The organism is Aeromonas intestinalis (genome assembly GCF_054052485.1).
In genome coordinates, this window is record NZ_JBSTYK010000020.1 from 21310 (window position 1) to 44071 (window position 22762).

Annotated in this window: 20 protein-coding genes; 11 read left to right on the top strand and 9 right to left on the bottom strand. The window is 63.5% G+C overall.

What is annotated here, in order from left to right:
- Window positions 1–58 precede the first annotated feature (58 nt).
- From ACW5W7_RS19380 to ACW5W7_RS19395, 4 genes are all read left to right on the top strand, one after another.
- A complete protein-coding gene (locus ACW5W7_RS19380; RefSeq protein WP_456502752.1) occupies window positions 59–358 on the top strand; it encodes a hypothetical protein in 300 nt (99 codons plus the stop codon).
- 163 nt (window positions 359–521) lie between these two features.
- Window positions 522–2081, top strand: coding sequence for a methyl-accepting chemotaxis protein (locus ACW5W7_RS19385; RefSeq protein WP_456502753.1), 1560 nt, complete (start codon window positions 522–524; stop codon window positions 2079–2081).
- A 178-nt stretch (window positions 2082–2259) separates the two neighbouring features.
- Complete coding sequence (locus ACW5W7_RS19390) at window positions 2260–3576, top strand: sphingomyelin phosphodiesterase (RefSeq protein ID WP_456502754.1); 1317 nt, start codon at window positions 2260–2262, stop codon at window positions 3574–3576.
- Window positions 3573–4367 (top strand): hypothetical protein, encoded by a 795-nt coding sequence (locus ACW5W7_RS19395; RefSeq protein ID WP_456502755.1) that lies wholly within the window; start codon window positions 3573–3575, stop codon window positions 4365–4367. The genes ACW5W7_RS19390 and ACW5W7_RS19395 overlap by 4 nt, the downstream gene beginning before the upstream one ends.
- A 72-nt stretch (window positions 4368–4439) precedes the next feature.
- Here ACW5W7_RS19395 and ACW5W7_RS19400 read toward each other — a convergent pair whose 3' ends face one another.
- Together ACW5W7_RS19400 and ACW5W7_RS19405 are read right to left on the bottom strand one after the other, a co-directional pair.
- Window positions 4440–5945: an alkaline phosphatase D family protein gene (locus tag ACW5W7_RS19400; protein WP_456502756.1), complete on the bottom strand. Its 1506-nt coding sequence runs from the start codon at window positions 5943–5945 to the stop codon at window positions 4440–4442.
- 105 nt (window positions 5946–6050) lie between these two features.
- Window positions 6051–7271, bottom strand: coding sequence for a DEAD/DEAH box helicase (locus tag ACW5W7_RS19405; protein WP_456502757.1), 1221 nt, complete (start codon window positions 7269–7271; stop codon window positions 6051–6053).
- A gap of 12 nt (window positions 7272–7283) precedes the next feature.
- On the opposite strand from ACW5W7_RS19405, the gene ACW5W7_RS19410 reads away from it, so the two are divergent.
- Together ACW5W7_RS19410 and ACW5W7_RS19415 are read left to right on the top strand one after the other, a co-directional pair.
- Window positions 7284–7421: a hypothetical protein gene (locus ACW5W7_RS19410; RefSeq protein WP_456502758.1), complete on the top strand. Its 138-nt coding sequence runs from the start codon at window positions 7284–7286 to the stop codon at window positions 7419–7421.
- Entirely contained in the window at window positions 7422–7982 is a 561-nt protein-coding gene (locus ACW5W7_RS19415; protein WP_456502759.1) for a hypothetical protein, read from the top strand. It begins immediately after the preceding gene.
- 69 nt (window positions 7983–8051) lie between these two features.
- Here ACW5W7_RS19415 and tpx read toward each other — a convergent pair whose 3' ends face one another.
- On the bottom strand, window positions 8052–8555 hold the full coding sequence (tpx, locus tag ACW5W7_RS19420; RefSeq protein ID WP_349919562.1) for a thiol peroxidase: 504 nt from the start codon (window positions 8553–8555) through the stop codon (window positions 8052–8054).
- A gap of 239 nt (window positions 8556–8794) precedes the next feature.
- Between tpx and ACW5W7_RS19425 the strand changes: the two genes are divergently transcribed.
- Entirely contained in the window at window positions 8795–11212 is a 2418-nt protein-coding gene (locus ACW5W7_RS19425) for a zinc/cadmium/mercury/lead-transporting ATPase (RefSeq protein WP_456502760.1), read from the top strand.
- Window positions 11213–11400: 188 nt separating this feature from the next.
- Here ACW5W7_RS19425 and pulA read toward each other — a convergent pair whose 3' ends face one another.
- Complete coding sequence (pulA, locus tag ACW5W7_RS19430) at window positions 11401–15054, bottom strand: pullulanase-type alpha-1,6-glucosidase (protein WP_456502761.1); 3654 nt, start codon at window positions 15052–15054, stop codon at window positions 11401–11403.
- A gap of 262 nt (window positions 15055–15316) precedes the next feature.
- On the opposite strand from pulA, the gene ACW5W7_RS19435 reads away from it, so the two are divergent.
- Entirely contained in the window at window positions 15317–15727 is a 411-nt protein-coding gene (locus tag ACW5W7_RS19435) for a protein-tyrosine phosphatase family protein (protein WP_349919566.1), read from the top strand.
- A gap of 6 nt (window positions 15728–15733) precedes the next feature.
- Here the strand turns inward: ACW5W7_RS19435 and dmeF are convergent, their stop codons facing one another.
- Complete coding sequence (gene dmeF / locus ACW5W7_RS19440; protein ID WP_456502762.1) at window positions 15734–16678, bottom strand: CDF family Co(II)/Ni(II) efflux transporter DmeF; 945 nt, start codon at window positions 16676–16678, stop codon at window positions 15734–15736.
- Between the two features lie 69 nt (window positions 16679–16747).
- On the opposite strand from dmeF, the gene ACW5W7_RS19445 reads away from it, so the two are divergent.
- From ACW5W7_RS19445 to ACW5W7_RS19455, 3 genes are all read left to right on the top strand, one after another.
- Window positions 16748–17023: a metal/formaldehyde-sensitive transcriptional repressor gene (locus ACW5W7_RS19445; protein WP_349919568.1), complete on the top strand. Its 276-nt coding sequence runs from the start codon at window positions 16748–16750 to the stop codon at window positions 17021–17023.
- Between the two features lie 166 nt (window positions 17024–17189).
- Window positions 17190–18386, top strand: a complete 1197-nt coding sequence (locus ACW5W7_RS19450; protein WP_456502763.1) for an amino acid aminotransferase — start codon at window positions 17190–17192, stop codon at window positions 18384–18386.
- A 128-nt stretch (window positions 18387–18514) separates the two neighbouring features.
- Window positions 18515–19444, top strand: coding sequence for a LysR family transcriptional regulator (locus ACW5W7_RS19455; RefSeq protein WP_456502764.1), 930 nt, complete (start codon window positions 18515–18517; stop codon window positions 19442–19444).
- Window positions 19445–19456: 12 nt separating this feature from the next.
- Here the strand turns inward: ACW5W7_RS19455 and ACW5W7_RS19460 are convergent, their stop codons facing one another.
- From ACW5W7_RS19460 to ACW5W7_RS19475, 4 genes are all read right to left on the bottom strand, one after another.
- Entirely contained in the window at window positions 19457–19780 is a 324-nt protein-coding gene (locus tag ACW5W7_RS19460) for a DUF1820 family protein (RefSeq protein WP_349919572.1), read from the bottom strand.
- Window positions 19781–19896: 116 nt separating this feature from the next.
- Window positions 19897–20769 (bottom strand): YjjW family glycine radical enzyme activase, encoded by an 873-nt coding sequence (locus ACW5W7_RS19465; protein ID WP_456502765.1) that lies wholly within the window; start codon window positions 20767–20769, stop codon window positions 19897–19899.
- 10 nt (window positions 20770–20779) lie between these two features.
- Window positions 20780–22306, bottom strand: coding sequence for a YjjI family glycine radical enzyme (locus ACW5W7_RS19470; RefSeq protein WP_456502766.1), 1527 nt, complete (start codon window positions 22304–22306; stop codon window positions 20780–20782).
- A 114-nt stretch (window positions 22307–22420) separates the two neighbouring features.
- Window positions 22421–22762, bottom strand: a complete 342-nt coding sequence (locus ACW5W7_RS19475; protein ID WP_349919575.1) for an AzlD domain-containing protein — start codon at window positions 22760–22762, stop codon at window positions 22421–22423.

Here is a 22762-nt window from a genome sequence, read left to right on the forward strand (position 1 = left end):
CTTTATCGACATAGAATGCTGCCTTTCTGCCGACCCTAGCCGTTGAATCTCTCTGTATATGCGCCCTTTGCTCCTGACCCTGCTGTTGTCTACCCTGCCCGTCCAAGCCGCCACCGAAACCGAATGCCAACAGGCCTTCACCGACTGGATGTTGAGCCAGCAGCAGGCGTTCAGCGATCGCAAGGCCAGCAAGATGGTGCGGCGCAACGCCGAACGGGCCATCGATCAGGTTCGCACTGAATACGCCAAGGAGGAGAGCTTCTGCCAGGCCATGGCCTGGGTCGAGGCGGACAAGACGCGGGATCCCAGCTTCAAACCGAGAAGCGGGGAGATCCACGATTTCAGAGCCGGTCGATAGGCCCTTGAATGCACCTTTCAACTGCTCTTTTTTATGCGTCATAGTGTTGAATTATTGACCTAAGCCAAGATGACCCCTTGAGCCGTCCCTACAATGAAGCCTGTATAAGAAACAAGAATAAAAACAATTTTATCAGTTACTTGGCTCAAATCAGGACGCGCACATGACCACAACCCAACGGAAGGGCGAGATCCGCTTTCCCGATCAGATATCCCTGATCTCCACGACCGACCCCGCCAGTCACATCACCTATGCCAACCAGCATTTTTGCGATGTAGCGGGCTACAGCGCCAGCGAGATGGAAGGGCTGCCCCACAACCTGGTACGCCACCCCGACATGCCCAAGGCCGCCTTCGCCGACATGTGGCGCAGACTGCAGCAGGGCAAGAGCTGGATGGGGCTGGTCAAGAACCGCGCCAAGAGCGGCCAGTTCTACTGGGTCAACGCCTATGTCACCCCCATACTCGACGACCAGCGGCAGATCATCGAATACCAGTCGGTGCGCACTCGCCCCAATGAGCAGGATATCGACTGGGCGGAGCGCCTCTACGCCCGCGTCCGGACGGGCAAGCCCCTGCCCTGGTCGAGCCGCCTCAGGCTGGAACCCGGCCCCCTCACCCTCTGCCTGTCAGGCATCGCCTTGCTGGCATTCGGCCTCGCGCTCACCACGAACCAGCCCGCCTGGGGGGTGATAGCCCTGCTCTGCCTGCTCGGCCAGATGATCCACGGTTGGCATTGGCAACAGCGGCTGCAGCGACTTCTCGCCAGCGCAGGGCAAGAGCTCGGCACCCCGCTCTGCCAGGTGCTCTACAGCCGGCGACGAGACAGCCTGGGAGCCCTCGAGCTGCTGCTGCGCATGAAGAAGGCGGAGCTTCGGGCCGTGGTGGGGCGCAGCGTCGACACCAACCAGCAGATCCTGCAGGCCGCCGAGGATGACAGGGGTCATATCCAGACCATAGATACCCATTTGCAACAACAGCGGGCCCAGAGCGAGCAGCTGGCCGCCGCCATCACCCAGATGAGCCAGTCGATCCGCGATGTGGCCGGCAACGCCCATCAGGCCAATGCCCTGGTGAGCGAGGTGCAACAGGTCTCCGTCAGTGGGCAACAAGCCATCGCCACCACCACTTCCTCGGTCAACCGGCTGCATCAGGAGCTGGATGCCAGCCAGAGCGTGCTGGCCCGCCTGACCCAGGACAGTCAGAAGATCAGCGGGATCCTGGAAGTGATAGGCCAGATCGCGGATCAGACCAACCTGCTCTCCCTCAACGCCGCCATCGAGGCGGCCCGGGCAGGCGAACAGGGGCGCGGCTTTGCGGTGGTGGCCGACGAGATCCGGGCCCTGGCCCAGAAGACCCGCAGCTCCACCGGCGAGATCAGCGACATGATAGGGGCGCTGCAGCAGAGCACACAGCAGTTGTCAGACGGCATGAGCCAGGGGGCCCGGACCTCGGCTCTGTGCCAGCAGCAGATGGGAGACACCGCCGAGGTGCTCAACCAGATCAACCGGATGCTGACCCAGGTCACCCACACCAGTGACGAGATAGCCCAGGCCGTCAGTCAGCAGGCGGACGTCACCAGCACCCTGGATCAGGGGATCCAGCAGATCCACCAGCTCGCCAACCTCACCGCCGACAACGGCCGACAGGCGCTGGACGGCATCACTCTCCTGGTAGAGCGGCTGCAAAACCTCTCACGCCTGATCAACCAGTTCCACGACTAGCTCATCGTCCGGGGCGCGTATCCGCCGCGCCCCCTCTCTCCCGAGATCAATCCTTTTTGGCTGATGCTCCCCATATGGGGCCTTTCATTTGTTTGTAACAAAAATGTAAATGAAATGACCCCTGTGCCCGCCATAACAGTCACTTTCCACCGTGCCGCGACCAAAAAGGACTTAGATAATGCACCTGCTCCCCCGATACACCGCCCTGATCTTCGCCGCTTCCCTGCCATTGCAGGCCCTGGCCGATACCGATGTCTACCTCACCAACAACGGCCCCGAGCCCCTGCAACTGGAGATCCGCCAGAGCGGCAGCGGCCAGTTGCAGCAAGGCAGCCAGTGGACGCAGCATCGAACCGAGCTCGGCCCCTGGGAGAGCGCCATGGTGCTCAGCTTCAATCGCTACGAGGGAGTGAAAGCGGGCAAGGACTACTTGTTCGAGACCCGCGTCACCACCGCCAGCGGTGACACCTATCGCCTCAACCAGCGAATGGAGGGCACCTGGTGGAACACCACGCTGCAACACGGCGGCGAAACCCCCACCGGCGCCTCCGGCTGGCAGAGCGATCGCGCCATTCATCGCCTCGCGGGGCCGCAGGAGCTGGCCTTCGCCGCCAAGTTCACCGGCCGCTACGACGATCTGCACTACATGCTGACCCCGCCCACGCAGGTGGAACAACCCGAACCGGCGGAAAACGCGCTGAAGGTCGCCAGCTACAACGTCTGGGCCCTGCCGGTCATCGCCTCCAGCATCGGCGAGCGGCTGGCCCTGCTACCCGACCATCTCAAGGGTTACGACGCCCTGCTGCTGCAGGAAGTATTTGACGGCCGCCGCGAAGGCTTCCTGCAGGCGCTCGCCAGGGAATATCCCTATCAGACCAAGGTGCTCGACAAGCCGGGGGTCAACATCCACGACGGCGGCGTGGTGATCGTCAGCCGCTACCCCATAGTGCGCGAAGCCCAGCTGGTCTATCCCCAGTGCACCGGTACCGACTGCTTCGCCGACAAGGGGGTGATGTACGCCGAGGTGATCAAGGGGGGCAAGGCCTGGCACCTGTTCGCCACCCACACCGCCAGCTTCGATACCGACGAGGCGCGCAGGCTGCGCCAGATCCAGTTCGGGCAAATTCGCGCCCTGGCCGCCAGCCTCGCGATCCCGGCCACGGATACCGTCATCTACGGCGGCGACTTCAATGTCAACAAACGCAAGTTCGCCGATGACTACGCCAATATGCTGGCCAATCTCAATGCCCATGAGCCCGCCTACGGCGGCTATACCGAGGCGACTTTCGACCCCAGACTCAATCCTTACGCCGGTGGGCCCCTCTCCGGTGGTGCCAACGTCGAGTACCTGGACTATCTGGTGGTGAGCCGGGAGTACGGCGCCGTGAGTCATAACCTCAACAGCGTCTGGATCCCGCGCACCAGCGACGCCAGTATTTGGCCCGCCAGCAACCTTTCGGATCACTTCCCGGTCAAGGGGGAAATTGTCCGATGAAACGGCGCTACTGGGTTCTGGCCTTGGCCACAGTACCTATGGTGGTGCTCAATCTCGTCTGGCAGGAGGCGCCGACGGCCTCAGCGGATACCGAGGCCAGTCAGGGTAGCCTCCGCCCGCAGCCAGCGCTGTCTGCGCCCTCCAGGTCCATCTCGACAGATGCACCATCATCGGTGCTCACAAGCAGCCAGACACCCGCCCAAGCCCCCGCCCCCAGCTGGCGGGCCCTGCCAGAGGAGGCCGAGGAGCGGCTCGCCAGTGACATCCAGGAGAGCAACCAGCCGCTGGACGCGCGGCTGGAGAATCTGGAAAGCGTGGAGGCGCAGTGGCTGGAGGAGGGAGAGAGCCTGACCTTATTGCAGGGCCGCTATGCCCAGGCGCTGGAACAGTTGGCCAGCGAGAGCGAGCAGATGACCCTGAGCGAGCGCCTGGCTGCCCTGACCCAACTGCAGGACGAGTGGGCGGCGCAGTACCCAGATTTGGCTTCCGAGCTGTTCAACCCGGACGCCCGATTGCTGCAGGCGCGCCAACTGTGGGGGGATGAGGAGCTGGAAACGGTTAGCCGCCACTTCCTGCCCGCCGAACGGGTCGAAGCCAGTCTCGACTTTGCCAGAGCGCGCCAGCAGCAGCTGGATCAGCGCGGCCGCTATCAGCAGCAGTTGGCCGAACTGGAGCAGCAGTTGGCGGCAAGCCAGGGAAGCATGGATTCAGCGCACTGGCAGCAGCACAGGGAGGCGGTTCTCGGTCAGTGGCGACGGGACTTCTTCGCCCAGGAGCAGACCCGCCCCTGATATCAGAGGCTTCGGACCCAACACATAGAAAAAGGGCCCGCATTCGGGCCCTTTGATTGTCACTCGACGCTATCAGGCCAGGGGATAGCTGGCATCCAGTCCATTTTCACAGCGCCAGTTGGCCCACAGCTTGCCATCCGTGCCCATCTGCAGGGTGGCGAAGTTGCGGGTGCGCAGATAGACAGGCGCCCCGAACGGCTTGAGAAGCTCGGTGCGGATCAGCCGGCTCTCGTCCAGGTACTCGGGGTTGTCGTTGGTCATGGCGAGGATCCCCATCCACTGGAACTGGGTGGGGCACGGGTGGACGATGCCGGAGGAGACCAGCTGGTGCAGGTTCAACACCCCATCCCGCTTGTCCTGAACGACCCCGAGACATCCCACGTGCACGTCTCCGGACAGGATCAGGGTCTTGGGCTCCAGGCTGCTGCCCTTGTCCGCCCTGGCGTTCTTGCGCCGCTGCCTGGCATTGTCCAGCAGCCGCATGATGAGGCGGGCCCGTTCCCCTTCATGGGCCTTGGCGCGCCAGTGATCCTTGAGATCATCGGTCAGCTCCTCCTCCCAGGGGGTGGCGTCCAGCGCCGCTTCGCTGAAGGAGAAGTCCCGATAGACCACGGGCACCCCCGTCATCACCAGCAGATCCCCGCTGGTGCAGCCCGCCAGCGCCTCGTTGATCTGATCCCACTGGGACCGGCTCATCACCTGGGTCAGGGTGCGGGTGGCCCGGTTGTCCAGCGCCAGGATCTGGTAGCCCCGGAAGCCGAGCCGCCAGGAGTGATGATCCAGGGCCTTGTCCAGCAACGCCGCATTGGCGCCGGTGCGCAGTTGGAACAAGCGGAAATATTTGGTGGCGGCAGCATAGATGGCCTGATAGACCTCGCAGCGCTGCAGATCCTCCGGGTAGCTGCCCCAGCCATCGAAGATGTCGTGATCGTCCCACATCATGGCGCTCGGCACCCGGGAGAGCATGAAGGCCACCTCGAGACGCCCCCACTGCTTGCAGTAGAGCTCGCAATAGAAGCGATCCAGCTGATCCACCATGGTCTGGGTCGCCTTGCGTTTGACCTTCTCCGCCCTGTCCAGCTCGTTCCAGGCTTTCAGGGTCGGCACGCTCGTCCAGAGGGAGTCCGCATAGACCTGATCTCCCCCCATCAGCAGCAGGGAGAAGGGATGTGTCTTGTGTTCGGCGGCGAGTTTGTCCCACATGGCGTAGGGCGCCGGAGTGGAGGTGAGCAGTTTGAAATCGGAGAAACCGTTGCAGGAGGCGTAGCCTATCAGCACACTCTCCTTCTTTCCTGGCATATAAAACTGCCATTTATCGTATCCACCGAGATCTTGCGCTGGCTGGTCATCCAGCAATATCTCGTAGTCGACGGGGGTGCCGGCCTTGCTCTTGGGACTCGCCTGCCAGACGAGTCGCCAGAAACCCCCTTTCGGGGTGTCCGCCTGCTTGCTGGCGGCCAGCACCTCGCCGTTGATCCTCACGGCCGCGCGCTTGCAGCTGGCCTGCGCCAGAAAACAGATGCTGTATTGGGTCTCTGATTCGAGCCCCAGCAAGGGCCCCATTACCAGACTGCTCATTCGTCATCCCTCCATGGTGAAACCCATGGAGCATAGCGAAGCGAGCGCTATTTGATACTGACCAGTTGGGCAAACGGCAAGGGGGTGGCCCCTGGCTGCGACAGATTACGCCTTGCCCTTGAACTGCTTGACGCTGCGCTTGGCCTGGGTGCGTCTGTTGGCCTGCTTGTCCCGGGGTGGACGCTTGCCCTCGCCGCTACCGGGCTGATCGGTCACCGGGAAACCGGGCAATGCCAGCAGCGCCAGCTCCCGCCCGGTCAGGGTGCGGATGGCGGCCAGCGGTTCGGTCTCGCCATGGCATACCAGAGAGATAGCCAGCCCGGCGTGCCCCGCCCGTGCAGTGCGGCCGACACGATGCACATAGACGGGGGCACTGACGGGCAAGTCCAGGTTGATCACCACGGGCAAGGCCTCCACATGGATGCCGCGGGCCATCAGATCCGTAGCCACCAGCACCCGCACCCTGCCGGCCTTGAAATCGGCGAGCACCTGCTCACGGACCCCTTGTTCCTTATCCCCGTGCAGCGCCGCCACCGCGACACCCGCCTTGATGAGCTTGCGGGCCACCCCGTCTGCGGAGTCGCGGGCACTGATGAACACCAGTACCTGGGGCCAGGCATGCTCCTTCAAGAGAGCGACAAGGGCGGGCACCTTGCTGCTCTTGTTCACCAGATAGAGCCGCTCCTCGATATCCTCCGCCACGCCGTTGAGCGGATCCGTTTCGATACGTCGGGGGGCCCGCAGCAAGCCGCTCACCAGACTCTCCAGCTCGGCCGGCAGAGTGGCGGAGAAGAGCAGGGTCTGGCGGGCATCGGGCATGGCGCTGAGAATCACCTGGATATCTGGCCAGAATCCCATCTCCAGCAGGCGATCCCCCTCATCCAGCACCAGCATGCGCAGTGCATCCAGCACCAGAACCTGCTGACTCAGCAGATCCCGCAATCGGCCCGGTGTCGCCACCAGCAGCTGGGGCCCCAGAGCCAGCTCACTCATCTGCTGCTCCTGCGCCACCCCGCCGCACAGGGTCACGATTCGCAGTCCCAGGGCATCGGCCCCCGTCTTCAGCGCCTCGCTCACCTGGGTCGCCAGCTCCCGGGTCGGCACCAGCACCACCCCTTGCACCCGGGACGAGGTGGCATCCAGTCGCTGCAACAGGGGGAGCCCGAACGCCAGGGTCTTGCCACTGCCGGTACGGGCCAGCGCCAGCAGGTCCTCTCCCGCCAATACCACCGGGATCGCCCGTTGCTGTATGGGGGTCGGTCTTTGCAGGGTGGCAGGCAGGCTAGCCAGCAAGGCGGGATGCAGTTCGAGTTCGCAGAAGGTCATGGCGTTACATGGATGAAGAAGTGGGAGGCGAAGTCTAGCCAGCGATCCCACGCCAGTGCAACAACCATGGACAATGCCGACTCCCTGTGGTGTTCTTCTTATCAATCTGTCCGGGTGGCCATCGGCCCCCTCATTCAGGAGTACAGCTAGATGGACACAGCTTATCCCCGCACTCTCGTTGCCGCCCTGTTGACCCTTGGCCTGGCCGCCCCCTTCTCTTCCCAGACCGAGGCCTGCGGCTATGATATGCTGGTTGGTGACCCCTTCGCCACGGCCTGGCCTGGCTCACTGGATGTGGCCATCGCGACCGCCAATGCCATCTCCTCCAACCGGATCTCCCCCATTCCTGCGATGGCGGGAGGGGAAGGCTTCGTGCGTGCCCAGCAGTGGTTACTACGGCTCAAAGACAACCTGCAGCGGGCCGATCAGCCAGGGGGCTTTTCCATCCTGCTGGTGGATTCGGGGCTCTGGTCGAAGATGAGGGGCAAGGAGGTCTTGCTGCTGCAACTGCACAGTCCGGCGCCCACAGCGCAGGATCGGGTGGTCATGATCAGCGAGGCCGGGCTCAATGCCCTGCTCTCTAGGCAGATAACGGTCGAGCAGGCGCAGCAACTCGGCGTCCTCACCCTGCCGCAGGATCCGGATCGGCAACTCGGCCAACACCTGCACCGGGCGCTCGCCCAGACGGATCCAGCCCTTCAGCAGAGCTGATAACAAAACGGCCCGCTCAAAGCGGGCCGTTCTCTTTCCAACCTGGCGTGACAGGTTCTTCGCGTCCTATCAGGCCAGTGCAGCCAGGGCGGCGGCGTAGTTCGGCTCATCGGCCACTTCGGCCACCAGCTCGCTGTGCAGCACCTTGTTGTCAGCATCCAGCACCACGATGGCACGGGCAGCCAGGCCTACCAGCGGACCGGAGGAGAAGGCCACACCGTAGTCCTGCAGGAAGGAGACACCGCGCAGGGTGGAGAGGTTCACTACCTTGTCCAGACCTTCGGCACCACAGAAACGGGCCTGGGCGAACGGCAGATCGGCGGAGATGCACAGCACCACGGCGTTGTTCAGGGAGCTGGCCTGCTCGTTGAACTTGCGCACTGACGTGGCGCAGGTCGGGGTGTCCACGCTCGGGAAGATGTTCAGGATCTTGCGCTGACCGGCGAAGTTTTCCAGGGTCACATCGGACAGATCCTTGGCAACCAGGGAGAAGGGCTTGGCCTGCTCGCCGGCAACGGGGAAGTGACCGGAGACGGAGACAGGGTTGCCTTGCAGGGTGACGGTATTGCTCATGTTATGTCCTTGATGATTGATTGAGGATCCGGGCTCCCAGTATAGGCCCAGCGGGCAGAGACAAACACCCGACAAGATAAGGGATATCACGGCTTCGGATCCACACGCAGGATGCGCACCGAACCGTCCCGATGAACGGCGATGACAGGAGCTTGACCTTGGACTAAACACCAAGGTTTACACTCTCCTCAGTCATCCAGGATCCCGCATCGGCGGGACCCCTTCATGAGGAACGCGATATGAGCAAATCCTGCTGCGGCACTCACCCGGTTGCCGCCCCGATCAAGGCCATCAGGGCCAGCACCACAGAGCACCACCACGACAGCCACTGCTGCGACAACGCGGTGCCAGTGGCGGCCTGCAGTGCCAGCCAGCCCCATGAGCATCAGGATCATGGCGTCGGCGACTCCCCCGGGGATGAAGAGCCCCCCAGAGGTGGCTGTGTCGACCAGGACTGTTGCACGCCCCCCTCGCCCGGGATATCGGCCCATGCCCATGATCACACGGCTCACACCGAAGAGGATGATGAGCCCGCCCCCCTTGGCGAACCGGCACAAGACGCCAGCCGCCATAGCTGGCAGGTGCTTGGAATGGATTGCCCGAGCTGCGCCCGCAAGATTGAAACTGCCGTCGGCCGGGTGGCCGGTGTGCAGCAGGCCCGCGTGCTGTTCGCGACCGAGAAGCTGGTGGTGGATCTCGCCCCCGGCCTCTCCCCCGATCCCGTGACCGCCGCCGTGCGGCAAGCCGGTTTTCAGCTCAAGGGGACAGCCCAGGGCAAGACGGCCGAACAGCCCCCTGCCAGCCCTCTGATGACGCTGCTCGGCAAGTACTGGCAGCCCCTCTCGCTGGCGACCCTGATGCTGGTAGCCGCCCTGCTGCCGGATAGCATCGGCAAGCCGCTGTTTGTCCTGGCCACCCTGTGGGGGCTCTGGCCCGTGGCTCGCAAGGCCTGGGCCCTGACCAGGAGCGGCTCGCCCTTCGCCATCGAGACCCTGATGACGGTCGCCGCCGTCGGCGCCCTCTTCCTCGGTGAGACCGCCGAGGCGGCCATGGTCTTGCTGCTGTTCATGCTGGGGGAGCACCTGGAGGCCTATGCCGCCGGTCGGGCCCGGGCCGGGGTCACCGCCCTGATGGCGCTGGTACCGGACAAGGCACTGCGCATCCGCAAGACCCCCGAAGGCAAGCTGCGTGAAGAGGTGGCGGCCGACGAGTTGCGCCCCGGCGACCTCATCGAGATAGCCCCCGGTGCCCGGCTGCCTGCCGATGCCCGCCTGCTCGACGCCCTCGGCGCCTTCGACGAGAGCGCCCTGACCGGTGAGTCCATTCCGGTGGAACGCAAACAAGGGGACAAGGTGCCCGCCGGCAGCCTGGCGGCGGACAGGGTGTTGCGCTTGGAAGTGGTCTCCGAGCCCGGTAACAACGCCATCGACCGTATTCTGCACCTGATTGAAGAAGCCGAGAGCCAGCGCGCGCCCATCGAGCGTTTCATCGATCGCTTCAGCCGCTGGTATACCCCGGCCATGATGCTGGTCGCCCTGCTGGTGGTGCTGGTGCCCCCCCTCTTCTTCGGCCAGAGCTGGGATGAGTGGATCTACCGCGGGTTGGCGCTCTTGCTCATCGGCTGCCCCTGCGCCCTGGTGATCTCCACCCCGGCTGCGGTCACTTCCGCCCTGGCGGCCGCCACCCGGCAGGGCGCCCTCATCAAGGGAGGCGCGGCGCTGGAGCGGCTCGCCCACGTCGATACCGTCGCCTTTGACAAGACTGGCACCCTGACCCTGGGCAAGCCACAACTCACAGAGCTGATCAGTCTGGATGGCAGACCCGAGTCCGAGTGGCTGGCGCTGGCCGCCGCCATCGAGCAGGGCTCCCACCACCCGCTGGCTCGGGCCGTGGTGGTCGCCGCGAACGAGCAGGGGCTAACCCTGTCTACCGCCACAGACCTTCGTGCCCTGCCCGGCATGGGGGTGGAGGGACGCATCGATGGTCTGCTCTGGCAACTGCTGGCCCCAAGCCGGGTTGCCGCACTGACCGAGGAGACGGGCGCCAGAATTGCCGCGCTCGAGCAACAGGGCAAGACTGTCGTTCTGCTCTGCCAGGAGGGGACTGCACCGGTCGCCCTGCTGGCCCTGCGCGACCAGATCCGGCCAGACGCTGCCGCGGCGCTGCAAGCATTGCACAGCCTGGGGCTGCAGAGTATCATGCTGACCGGGGACAATCCCAGAGCCGCCCAGGCCATCGCCACTGAACTCGGCATGGGCTGGCGCGCAGGCCTGCTGCCGGAAGGCAAGGTGGAGGAAATTGGCAAGCTGGTCCGGACGCAGAAGGTCGCCATGATAGGGGATGGCATCAACGATGCCCCCGCCATGAAGCGAGCCAGTATCGGCATCGCCATGGGGGGCGGCACCGATGTGGCGCTGGAAACCGCGGATGCGGCCCTGACCCACAACCAGCTCGGTGGCCTTGCCGCCATGATCCGGCTGTCGCGGGCCGCGCTCGCCAATATCCACCAGAACATAGCGCTGGCGCTGGGCCTCAAGGCCATCTTCCTGGTCACCAGCCTGCTGGGCATTACCGGCCTGTGGATAGCCGTGCTGGCCGATACCGGTGCCACCGCTCTGGTAACTGCCAACGCCCTGCGCCTGCTGCGCAAGCGCTGATCATTAAGGCTGGCCGCAACCAGGTTGCGGCTTTTCTTTATGCGGGCGGTGAAACGTAGTCAAAAAATCAAGGCGCGGCTGATGATGGCAGTCCGCGCCTTGTGCTTACGCTCTCGGCTTATCCCACCCTTGGCGAGGTGGAATTCAACCCATGACTGCCGAGTCAGCCATGGGCTCGATGGGTTGGCTTATGGAGTGACCGGCTCCGAGAAGCTGACACTCAAGGTAGGCTTGTCCTTGTTCATGGCGGTAAACACGAACTTGTAGGTACCGGCCTTGTCCAGAGTAAGGGGAATATTATCCCCCCCGGAGCAAAGGGTCAGAACCTGGCCCTGAACCAACTGATCAGCGCCATCACAAGTACCGTAATTGACGGCACTCCATCCCGCATCCGCTACCTTCAACTGGGTTTCAGCCAACTGATCCGCAGTTACTGCGGTGGACACTTCATACATGTAATTGCCACTGAAAGTCATCAGGTTGCCAGGATTCCATTCATCCAGGAAACCACGGATAAATACCTCTGTCGTACCAAAGGGTGGCAGGGTACTCAGATCCGTCTTCTTGCCCACCGGCAGGCCTGTGCCCTGGGCACCGCTCTGCGGCTTGACGAAGACGGCGGCAGACCATGGACCCAGGTTGAGTTCGCCACCACTGACCGAGGCTCCACTGGCGATGCTGTCAGTGCCGCGATGAGCGCTGCTCAGCACCATGCCGGAAAGATCGATGGGCTGATCGTTGCCGTCACGGAAGTCACCGATGCTCCGGGAGGCGTTGCTGGCGTTGATCATCACCACCAGGCCGTCAATGGTCGGATCCAGATCCGTACCGGCGCCGGTGCCGTCATCCACGCTCATCACGATAAGGCCCGGGATCTGGTCAGGACCGGTGTTGCGAAAATCGACCCGCTTGATCACCTCGGCACCGCTGCCAAGACGCAGCAGACGGGAAGATTGACGCAGTTCCGCCAGCTCCTGATAGAAGCCCTGCATCTCGGCAATCTGATCCGGCGTCGGCTTGCTGTGCTGGCCGAGTACCTGCTCGATCAGGCCATAGTTGGCCTCATCCTTGTCCTTGCGTGGCAGACCCTTGTCGAAGTTGTTGTCCCCAAGGGTGTAATCGACCCGGTTGTACCAGTCACCGGAATCGTAGCTGTCCCGCTCCATGGACTTGGAGCGCAGCAACTCGCTACCAGCGTGGGTGAAGGGGATCCCCTGCCCCAGCATGGCGGTCGCGAGCGATACCCCCTGCATCCGCACCAGATCGGCACCGGCCGGCGCCTTGTAGACCAGATTGTCGAACAGGGTCTGGTTGTCATGCTTGGAGACATAGTTCTGGATTTCGGTCGGATCCTGGGCATAGCCCGCCGCCTGGCCGTTGTAGTCGATGTCAGAACCCTTCTTCGGAATGCCGTCCTTGTCGGTCAGCACGAACTCCTTGAGGTTCCCCGCCATGCCGAGGCGCACCAGATCGGACTGGTGCAGGGCGGTGGCGAGATCGACACCGTCCACCTCGTTGGGATCGATGAAGGCCCCATTGCCGAAGCCCTGGGTCTTGCGGATCCCCTCGCCGCCATCAAAGGGGCTGCCGCCACGCACCGCATCCCGCAGCCGATCGGAGAAGGAACCGATGCCGGTGCCGCCGAGATGCTTCTGGGTCGCCTGCACGAAGCGCTTGTCGTTCTCCACCTCGCCGAAGTTCCAGCCCTCCCCGTAGAAGTACATCTCCGGGTTGACCTTCTTCACCTCTGCCAGGGCCTGCACGATTTGATCTCTCGGGTGATGCCCCATCAGATCGAAGCGGAAGGCATCTATCTTGTAGTCCCGTGCCCAGGTCACCAGGGAGTCGTCGATGAGCTTGGCAAACATGGCGTGTTCCGGCGCCGTGTTGGAGCAGCAGGTGGAGTTTTCCACCGAGCCGGTCTCCGGGTTCAGACGCTGGTAATACCAGGGCACTATCTTGTCGAGCACGGACTTCGAACTCAGCCCCGCCTCGTTGGTGTGGTTGTAGACCACGTCCATCACCACGTTCATGCCGATGTTCTGCTTGATGGCCTGCACCATCTCGCGGAACTCCTTGATCCGCACGGTCCCCTCCGCATCGGTGGCATAGGAGCCTTCCGGGGTGGTGTAGTGGTAGGGGTCATAACCCCAGTTGAAGGAGTCCACCCCGCGCAGATAGCCATACAGCTCCTGCACCACCGGGTTTTCCTTGCTGTCCGTGGTCTGCAGATCCTCCAGCACGGACGCTATGGTCTGGCCGCCGCCACAGTGGCTGGCGAACTTGGAGTTCTTGACCTCGGGATTGACCTCGCACAGCTTGCTGAAGTCGTCGCTGATGTTGGCGACCTTGGCCGGATCCTCGTCGATGGTGGCGATGTCGAACACCGGCAGCAGGTGCAGGTGGCTGACGCCGCTCTTGGCCAGGGATTTCAGGTGCTTGACCGGCACGCTGTCGCCATCGGTCAGCCCGAGGAACTTGCCCCTGTGCTCGGCCGGGGTGGATTCATCATTGCCGGTCAGATCCCGGACGTGGGCCTCGTAGATGACGATGTCGGCCGGATTGGCCTGGCTGTGGGGGGCCTTCAGGCTATCCCAACCCTCGGGCTTGAGGGCCGGATCGTCGAGATCCACCACCTGGCTGAACTCGGAGTTCATGGCGAGGCTCAGGGAGTAGGGGTCGGTCACCTGATAGGATTCCAGCTTGCGGCTGAGGGGGTGATAAACCTCGATGGCGTAGCGGTAATACTTGCCGACGAGATCGCTGCCCCCCTGCAGGCTCCAGCTGCCGCTCGCCTCATCCAGGGTCATGGCCCGCTCGCCGAGGGGCTGATGGTTCTCATCAAACAGAGCCAGCTTGACCGACTTGGCGGTCGGCGCCCACAGCCGGAAGGTGACGTTACCCCCCTCGACCATGGCGCCATAGCTGAGCTTGGCGGCGGCTTCGGCGTAGACGGCGTCGAGGGCGCCGGCGCTCTGCACCAGGGTCGCCCCCTGCAGCACACCGCTCGCGTCAGTGCCGATGGCCACCAGCTCCCCCTTGAGCAGGGGCTTGAGATCCGCAGCCGACGGCAGAGCAAAGGCGGCGGCATCCTTGAGGTGCGGGTACTTGGCCTGCTGCTCGGCAGTCAGGCTGGTGGGGGTCAGCTTGAGGTAGGGGAAGTCGAACACCCCTTCGCTGTTGGCGGTGATGGTACCGGACTCTGTGTAGTAGAGACGAACATGAGGTTTGTCCTTGCCCCCTTGCCAGATCAGGGTGTTGCCATCGATCAGATGGGCACTGGCCCCGGCCACGCCGAAGGCGGCGGTGAAGGCCTCGGCACGGCTGCCGAAGATCTCGTTCTTGCCCGCCACGATGGCCACGGTGCGATCCGGGTGATCGCTGAACTCCACCTTCATGTCGGCGCCGGTCAGGTTCGCCAGTTCACCGTTACGGGCGATGAAATTGATGCAGCCTTCCATCTTGGAGAGGGGCACCACCCAGGCGGGGCCGAAACTGTCCGCTGCCGACGCCGTCTTGCTGGCATCGTCCCAGCTCGCGTTCAAGCCGCCTTCGGCGGTGGCGTTACAGGCATCGTTGTTCCACAGGTGCAGACTGTGACTGGCGAAGGGACCGTCGATGCCGCGCGCCGCGCTGGTCTGGGTATCCACCAGGGCGATCACCGCTTCGTTGGGGCCCGCCACCAGCAGCTCGGCCGGAGGTTGCACATTGGGAAGACGAGCGACGGGCTCATCCTGAGGTGTGGGAGGAGTAGGGGACGAGGAGCCGTTGTCATTACAGCCAGACAAAAGCGCGAGCAGTGAGGCTGTTACCAGCGCCACTTTGGTCTTTTTCATATCCATTTTTTTATAATTCCCGCTGTAGTTAGTCTCGATATTCGAGTACCCGGTTGTGGCCGAGCGGTGCCATATTAATCAGCGGGCATTGCGGCAAATGTGAGCTGATGGGCAAAAAACCACTACCCTTTCAACAAGATAACGTTTTCATAACGAAAGTTGGATCGATCTCACAGACCGACGGCATGAATTAATCCTATTGCCTGACCATCTACCCAGGTGTAGGTAGATTACCCTTCATTGACACTTGAAACAGGAAGGAAAAACGATGGCACGCATAGAAGAACAGGCGAAGCGGCTGGATGCGGATTATCTGGCCATCAGCCAGTTGTTCGACCAGTTTTGTCAGCAGGCGGGCAGCCTCGCCGAGCAGTATCACTTCTTCAATTGGCCGGATTACGAGGATACCCCTCCCCTGACGCGCGCCTTCACCCTGCTGGGGGAACCCCGGGAGCTGAAGTTGCATTGCCAGCCTGGCGAGCGGGGAACCCTCAACGGGGTTCTGCAGATCCTGGATGAGGAAGGTGAAATACACGCCAGCCTGGGGTACCACGCCGATGGTCAGCTGCTGCTGGAGTCAGGCCGCCTGCTGGACAACCCGCCGGCGCTGTTGCTCAAGCTGCTGCTCGGCACCGTCTGGCATAAGGCCCCCCAGGAAGGGGAACACCAGTCCCACTGATCGGTTCTAGTGCGGGGTAACTTCGATGGTGAGATGCACCAGCTCCTCATGAATGGCGAGGCGCTCGCGGATCTCGCTCGCCGGCACAGGCTCAGCCATCGCCAGGGATAGCACCCCCGCATACTCCCCCTGCCCGACCCGCCATACGTGCAGGTCACGGATCTCGGCGCCGGACAGCTCGGCAATCACCTCCCGGATCTCCGCCACCACGGGGGCATCCATCTCCGCATCCAGCAACACCAGCCCGGTATCACGCAGCAGCCCCTTCGCCCACACCGCCACCAGCACGGCCCCCACTATCCCCATCAGGGGATCCAGCCAGTCGGCCCCCCACAGCATGCCCCCCACCAGCGCCAGTATGGCCAGCACCGAGGTCAGGGCATCCGCCAGCACGTGGATATAGGCGGCACGCAGGTTCAGGTCCTGATGGCCGTGGTGATCCCCATGATGATGATCGTGGCCGTGATGATGACTGTGGTCGTGACCATGGTGGTGGCCGTGATCATCCTTGAGCAACCAGGCGCAGGCGAGGTTCACCAGCAGGCCCAGCAGGGCGATGCCGATGGCCTGCTGATAATGAATGGGGCTGGGATCCAGCAGACGAGCCACCGACTCGAACAACATCAGCCCGGCTACCCCCACCAGCAGCAGTGCACTGGTGAAACCGCCCAGCACCTCGATCTTCCAGGTACCAAAGCTGAATCGGTGATCGCGGGCATAGTGGCGGGCGGCGCGATAGGCCAGCACGGAGAGGCCGAGCGCCAGGGCGTGGGAGCTCATGTGCCAGCCATCGGCCAGCAGGGCCATGGAGTTGAAGATCCAGCCGCCGCCTATCTCCGCCACCATCATGACGACGGTGAGCAGCACGGCCCAGCGAGTCTTCTGTTCGGCCAGCGGATTACCCTGATAGACCACGGGTTGGCAGCAATGCATGGGGGCGGCGGATGACATGAATTTCTCCTGCAAGATGGAATGCAATATACTATACCCCAGTATAGTTTTAATGTGCGAGAGGATCCCATGTCACACACGGTACATAACAAGAAGAAACTGCTGGCGCGGGTCAGACGCATCAAGGGACAGACAGGGGCGCTGGAGAGCGCGCTGGAGCAGGAAAGCGACTGCGCCGCCATTCTGCAGCAGATCGCGGCCATCCGTGGCGCCGTCAACGGCCTGATGCTGGAGGTGCTGGAGGGGCACATGCGCGAACACCTGGGCGCCGCCGAGGCGACCCCGGCCGAGCGGCTGGAGGATCTGGACCAGGTGGTGCAGGTACTGCGTTCCTATCTGAAATAATCCATGGTCGGTGAGCCAGGCTTGCAAACGAACACCGGGTTCGGTCCGCCTTCCATGCAAAGAGGGCAAGAGTGGGGGTTCAGACTTGAGCCATCTCCGACTTTACGCCATGATGACCGCCGATCGTTGATCCCACACTCTGGATTCCAATTCGCAAGGACCCCCCATGTTTGAACACGTCGATGCCTATGCTGGCGACCCCATACTGACGCTAGTCGAGACCTTCCACAAAGATACCCGCGAGCAGAAGGTGAACCTGGGGATCGGCCTCTATTACGACGAGCAGGGCCGCATTCCGCTGCTGGCGTCGGTCCAGCAGGCCGAAGCCCAACGAGCCGCCGCCCCGGCACCGCGTCCCTACCAGCCGATGGAAGGGGCCGCCAACTACCGCACCGCCGTCCAGCACCTGCTGTTCGGGGCCGAGCATGCCGCGGTCAAGGCCGGTCGCATCGCCACCATCCAGACCATCGGCGGCTCCGGCGCCCTGAAGATCGGCGCCGATCTGCTCAAGCGCTACTTCCCGACCTCCGAGGTCTGGGTCAGCAATCCGACCTGGGACAACCACAAGGCCATGTTCGAGGGGGCCGGCATCAAGGTGCACGACTACCCCTACTACGACGCCACCACCGGCGGCGTCCAGTTCGACGCCATGCTGGCCTGTCTGAGCCAGCTGCCGGCCAGGAGCATCGTGTTGCTGCACCCCTGCTGCCACAACCCGACCGGGGTGGATCTCTCCCGTGCCCAGTGGGATCAGCTCATCACCCTGGTGGTGGAGAAGCACCTCATTCCCTTCATGGACATCGCCTATCAGGGCTTCGGTGACGGCCTGGAAGAAGACGCCTACGCCATCCGCGCCATGGTGGACGCCGGTGTCAGCTTCTTCGTCAGCAACTCCTTCTCCAAGAACCTCTCCTTCTACGGCGAGCGCTGTGGCGGCCTGTCCGTCATCTGCAAGGATGCCGAAGAAGCGGGTCGGGTACTGGGCCAGATGAAGGCGACCGTGCGTCGCAACTACTCCAGCCCCCCCACCCACGGTGGCCAAATCACCGCGGCCGTGATGAACGACGCCAGCCTGCACGCCCTCTGGGTTGGCGAAGTGACCGAGATGCGTACCCGCATCAAGGCCATGCGCCAGAAGCTGTTCGAGGTGCTGAGCGCCAAGGTGCCGGGCCGCGATTTCAGCTACTTCATCAACCAGCGCGGCATGTTCAGCTACACCGGCTTCACGCCGGAGCAGGTAGACAGACTGCGGGAAGAGTTCGCCGTCTATCTGGTGCGCTCGGGCCGCATGTGCGTGGCCGGCCTCAACAGCCGCAACGTGGACTACGTGGCCGACGCCATGGCCGCCGTGCTCAAGGGCTAAGCCCCAAGCCCCGCCTCGGCGGGGCTTTTTGTTTCCACCCCCTTCCCCGGAGCCGCCATGGATCTGATCGCACTGTCTCGACTGGGGGGCCGCCACCAGCTCATTCTCATTTCCCCCCTGGAGCCACGATGGATCTGATCGCCCTCTCCCGTTTGGGAGGCCGTCATCTGGTGACCCTGCACCTGCTGCTGGACAGCCAGAGCGTCACCCGCACTGCCGAGCGCCTCTGCACGACCCCCTCCTCCGTCAGCAAGACCCTCAACCAGTTGCGGGAGCTGCTGGGGGATCAACTGCTCTACCGCCAGGGCAACCAGCTGCTGCTCACCCCGTTTGCCGAGCGGATCGGCCCCAGCCTGCACCGCTTGCTCAGGGAGCTGAACGGTCTCACCAGCCAGGAGGGCTTCAACCCTGCCAACTGGCAGGGTCAGCTGCACATCGCCCTGCGCGAGAGTGGCATGACCTGGCCCATGGGGCCCATCCTGGGCCGACTGATGAAGGAAGTGCCGGGGTTGGTGCCGGTCATCTGGAACAAGGAGGAGCAGGCGTTGACGGCGCTGGCGGCGAGCAAACTCGATTTCGTGATCCTGCCCCATGATCAGAGCCAGCCTCTGCCGAGCCAGGCCGGGCTGGTGTGGGAGCCCCTGCGGGAAGACAGGCTCACCTGCCTGCTGCGGGCGGATCACCCGGCGCTCTCCCGGGAGTGGGATCTGGATGCTTACCTGAGCTGGCGTCACATCGCCATCCGCGACACCGAGCTCGCCAGCCCCTTCTTCGAGCAGAGCCTGGCCCAGTTGCAGGTACGGCGCCAGATTGGCGCCACCCTGCCGGACTTTGGCAGTGCGGCTGCCCTGCTGCGTCAGAGCGATCTCATCCTCACCACCCTGGAGGGCTGGGCGAGGCAGGCCGACTTGCCGGGTCTGGTGAGCCGTCCGGTGCCGTTTGACTTTGGCGCTCTGACCCACAGCCTGGTGTGGTACGGCCCGACCGGGGAGGATCCCGCCCTGCGCTGGTTCCGCCAGCGGATCCTGCAACTGGGGCGAGGGCTCGGCCAGTCATGACACTCGGCTGGCTCAGGGCTTCTTGGTGTAGATGGGGCTCGGGAAGGAGGCGACGTTGTTGCCAAGATCCGTGATGCGGGCCGCCCCCTGCTTGCGCACCTGATCCACCCGCAGCACGTGGTGCATGGGGATCAGGGTGCGATTGACGTCGGCAAACTCGCTCTTGAGCTTCTCATGGCTGGGATCCACGATGAGCGCGGTGTGGTTGTCCCAGACAAAATTCGCGATCTCGATGAAGCCGAACAGCTGCCCCTGATTGACCTCCCTGACATAGACCTCGTAACGCTCGTTGTGACAAATAAACTGCACCCGGTATAAGGCGTTGGCTTCGCTCATGGCTGTCTGTTGATGGTGGACGATTGACCCATTCTAGCGATCACCGGGCCCGGGCCCTATAGACGAAGTTCACAGTTGCGTCATATCGGGTCTCAACCTGCCTTAACGCTCAGATGTCATATGAGCGCGGGCAGGGAAACCGCCACAAAGCCCTTGTCAATCAGCGCCTTGGCCAGCCTCTCCAGCTCCTCTCTCGAGGCCTCCTGCCAGTCGAGCGCCTCCCCGCGTACGCCGTGGTGGCGAAAGCCGTTGAGGCGGATGGAGACCGGTCCCAGACTCTGCAAGAAGGCGCACAGACCCGCGTCCAGCCCCCCCACCCCGTCGAGAAAGTCGCTTCGGCCCGGCACATGGAGCAGCCTCAGCTCGGCCAGCTTGCCACACCGTGCCAGCAGTTGCAGGGAGGCGAGCACCCGCTCGCGGTCGTACCCGGTCAGGGCGCGGTGTACCCCGTCCCGCCACCCCTTGAGATCGAGCATGGCGCCGTCCAGCACCGGCAACAGCCGCTGCCAGCCCGCGGGTGCCAGCGAGCCGTTGCTGTCCAGCAGACAATCCAGCCGGGCCAGCTCGGGATCGGCCTTGATCAGGGTGAAGAGAGCCACCACGAACGGCAGCTGGGTGCTGGCTTCACCGCCGGAAACGGTGACGCCGGTGAGCAGCGAGGCATAACGGCGCAGCTGTGCCAGCACCTCGGCCACCGACATGACGCGAGTCTTGGGGCTGGCCTGGCGCGGGCAGAGATCGGTGCAGCGGTCACACTGGCTGCAGAGGTCGGCCTGCCAGCTCACCTTTCCCTCATCCAGCCGCAGAGCGCCGCTCGGGCAGACGGGGACACAGTCGCCGCAGTGATCGCATCGCCCTATGGTGTGCGGATTGTGACAGCCGGGGCAGCGAAAGTTGCACCCCTGCAGGAAGATGACCAGACGATTACCTGGCCCATCCACACAGGAGAAGGGCAAAATCCTGCTGACGATGGCGGTTCTCGCCAGCAAACGGCTCCGGTCAGACCCCACCCAGGCTCGCCTCCAGCCCCACCACCCGGGGAGCCCGTCGGCGGATGCCGGTCAGCTCGCTAGCCTCGGCGCCGAGGCAGGTTGTCTGCAAGCGAGAGCCCTCGTCCGCGAAGCGGGCCACATCGCTCTGGCGGATCATGTAACCGGTCACCCGCACCAGATCGCTGTCGGCCACGTTGGCGCTGAACTCACGCATGCCGAGGGCGAAGGCCCCCTTGCAGAGCTGCAGCAGGGCCTGCGGGTTCTGGCGTATGGTGGGATCCAGAGTCAGGATCTCGCTGATCCCCGAGCCGTAATAGTCGTGATGGGGGGCCAGTGCCAGCACGTGACTGGCGGGATCCGGCTCCTCGCCGTAGGGGATCCGCACCCCTGGGGTCACCCCCCGATCCACGCTCAGCCCCCCCTGGGCATGGAGCAGGGCCCGCCCGTTCCAGGCGCGGGGCTGGGGGCGTTCGGTCACAAGCAGCGACAGCTGGGCCGAGATGCGGTAGCCGAGCCGATTCGCCCCCTCGTCGTGGCCGTAGCGCCCCGGCAACCCCTCTTTTTCCAGCAGCAGGTTCACCGCCTCCGCCATGCCATAGATCCCGAACATGGGCACGAAGCGATCCTCGTCGATGAGCCTCTCCTGCACCAGGAAACTGTCGAAGAAGCCGGACGCGTCGTGGAGGAAGCGGGTGCGCGCCTCGATGAGCAGGGAAGCCTGCTCGCAGTAGTGGGGCAGCCAGCGGTGCATGAACGTCTCGATGTCGGGGCTGCGCTCCGCCAACGCCTTGAGGGAGAGACGCACCAGGGTATTGGCACCGCCCCCGAGCGGCAGTGCGTTGTAACAGCTGACGATGCCAAAACCGCGCTCATCGAACACAGACTTGTGCATGGGGTAGTTGACGATATGGGGTTTTCCGCACAAGGCGATATTTTCTACCGCCTGCATCAGCAGGCTGTCCGGGGTCGCATCGGGATCCCGGAACAGGCTGAGGTTCGGTGCCACCTGCTTGAGTTCGCCGTCGATGCGCAGGATCAGGCGGCAGAGGCGGTTGTCATCCGGGCCGATATTGACGTGCATGAAGGCATCCGGCAGCACCCTGTCCAGATAGATCCAGAAGCGCCGCAACTTGCCATAGAGGGTCTCGTCGTCCAGTTCCCCGACAAAGGGCAGCAGCAGCTGATCCAGCCGTCCCAGCCAGACCGGCATGCCGGTGACCGAGGGCACATGGTGGTAGAGGATGCGCAGGGCATCGAGAGCCTCGTCAAAATCCCGGGGGGGCGACAGCTCCAGCCAGGCCGAGCCCTGGCTCAGGAAACGCTGGTAATCCGGCAGCACGTAGCGTGGCTTGTGAGGGGCATGGCCTTCGAACATGTCGCACAGCGCCCCCTCGGCCATGGCGGCCGTGACGGTGGTGGGCAGGGCGGGGTAAGGCAGGGCGTTCTCGGCAGCTAGGGCCAGGGCCTGGCGTTTCTGGGCCGGAGAGAGCAAGGGATCGCAAACGATGCGCTGACAGGTGGCGGTGAGGGACATGGAAGGCTCCTTGACGGTGGAGGCTAAATCCTCACACTTGCAGGGCCTTATTTGAAGTGACATTCACAACAGAGCGGATATCCATAAACGACATCCGCTGTGCGGGATCACGGCTCAACCCAGCCAGGGCAGCAGGGTCAGCAAGCCCCCTTGCCAGCGCAGCAGGAAGAAGCCCCCCATGCCGACCACCACCACTACCAGGGTCGGCAGCCGCAGCAGGGTCAGCACAGTCACCAACAGGGTGGCGGCGAGGTAATCGGGATCCCAGTCCAGCCCCTTGCCCGGCTCATAGCTGAAGACGATGGGCAGCCAGATGGCGGTCAGCACCGACTGGGCCGAGAAGCTCAGAAAAGCCCCCATCTCCGCACCGGGCTGATAGCGGGTCAGCCGGGAGAAGAAGGCGAAGCGGTTGAAGAAGGTGATCAAGGTCAGCAGCCCTATCATCAGCCAGGCCAT

Bases quoted from the DNA above. Each gene is read 5' to 3' on its own strand.
- ACW5W7_RS19390 (WP_456502754.1), top strand. From the start codon at position 2,260: ATGCACCTGCTCCCCCGATACACCGCCCTGATCTTCGCCGCTTCCCTG.
- ACW5W7_RS19425 (WP_456502760.1), top strand. From the start codon at position 8,795: ATGAGCAAATCCTGCTGCGGCACTCACCCGGTTGCCGCCCCGATCAAG.
- ACW5W7_RS19395 (WP_456502755.1), top strand. From the start codon at position 3,573: ATGAAACGGCGCTACTGGGTTCTGGCCTTGGCCACAGTACCTATGGTG.
- ACW5W7_RS19455 (WP_456502764.1), top strand. From the start codon at position 18,515: ATGGATCTGATCGCCCTCTCCCGTTTGGGAGGCCGTCATCTGGTGACC.
- pulA (WP_456502761.1), bottom strand. From the start codon at position 15,054: ATGGATATGAAAAAGACCAAAGTGGCGCTGGTAACAGCCTCACTGCTC.
- tpx (WP_349919562.1), bottom strand. From the start codon at position 8,555: ATGAGCAATACCGTCACCCTGCAAGGCAACCCTGTCTCCGTCTCCGGT.
- ACW5W7_RS19450 (WP_456502763.1), top strand. From the start codon at position 17,190: ATGTTTGAACACGTCGATGCCTATGCTGGCGACCCCATACTGACGCTA.
- dmeF (WP_456502762.1), bottom strand. From the start codon at position 16,678: ATGTCATCCGCCGCCCCCATGCATTGCTGCCAACCCGTGGTCTATCAG.
- ACW5W7_RS19475 (WP_349919575.1), bottom strand. From the start codon at position 22,762: ATGGCCTGGCTGATGATAGGGCTGCTGACCTTGATCACCTTCTTCAAC.
- ACW5W7_RS19470 (WP_456502766.1), bottom strand. From the start codon at position 22,306: ATGTCCCTCACCGCCACCTGTCAGCGCATCGTTTGCGATCCCTTGCTC.
- ACW5W7_RS19405 (WP_456502757.1), bottom strand. From the start codon at position 7,271: ATGACCTTCTGCGAACTCGAACTGCATCCCGCCTTGCTGGCTAGCCTG.
- ACW5W7_RS19380 (WP_456502752.1), top strand. From the start codon at position 59: ATGCGCCCTTTGCTCCTGACCCTGCTGTTGTCTACCCTGCCCGTCCAA.
- ACW5W7_RS19385 (WP_456502753.1), top strand. From the start codon at position 522: ATGACCACAACCCAACGGAAGGGCGAGATCCGCTTTCCCGATCAGATA.
- ACW5W7_RS19460 (WP_349919572.1), bottom strand. From the start codon at position 19,780: ATGAGCGAAGCCAACGCCTTATACCGGGTGCAGTTTATTTGTCACAAC.
- ACW5W7_RS19410 (WP_456502758.1), top strand. From the start codon at position 7,284: ATGAAGAAGTGGGAGGCGAAGTCTAGCCAGCGATCCCACGCCAGTGCA.
- ACW5W7_RS19415 (WP_456502759.1), top strand. From the start codon at position 7,422: ATGGACACAGCTTATCCCCGCACTCTCGTTGCCGCCCTGTTGACCCTT.
- ACW5W7_RS19400 (WP_456502756.1), bottom strand. From the start codon at position 5,945: ATGAGCAGTCTGGTAATGGGGCCCTTGCTGGGGCTCGAATCAGAGACC.
- ACW5W7_RS19435 (WP_349919566.1), top strand. From the start codon at position 15,317: ATGGCACGCATAGAAGAACAGGCGAAGCGGCTGGATGCGGATTATCTG.
- ACW5W7_RS19445 (WP_349919568.1), top strand. From the start codon at position 16,748: ATGTCACACACGGTACATAACAAGAAGAAACTGCTGGCGCGGGTCAGA.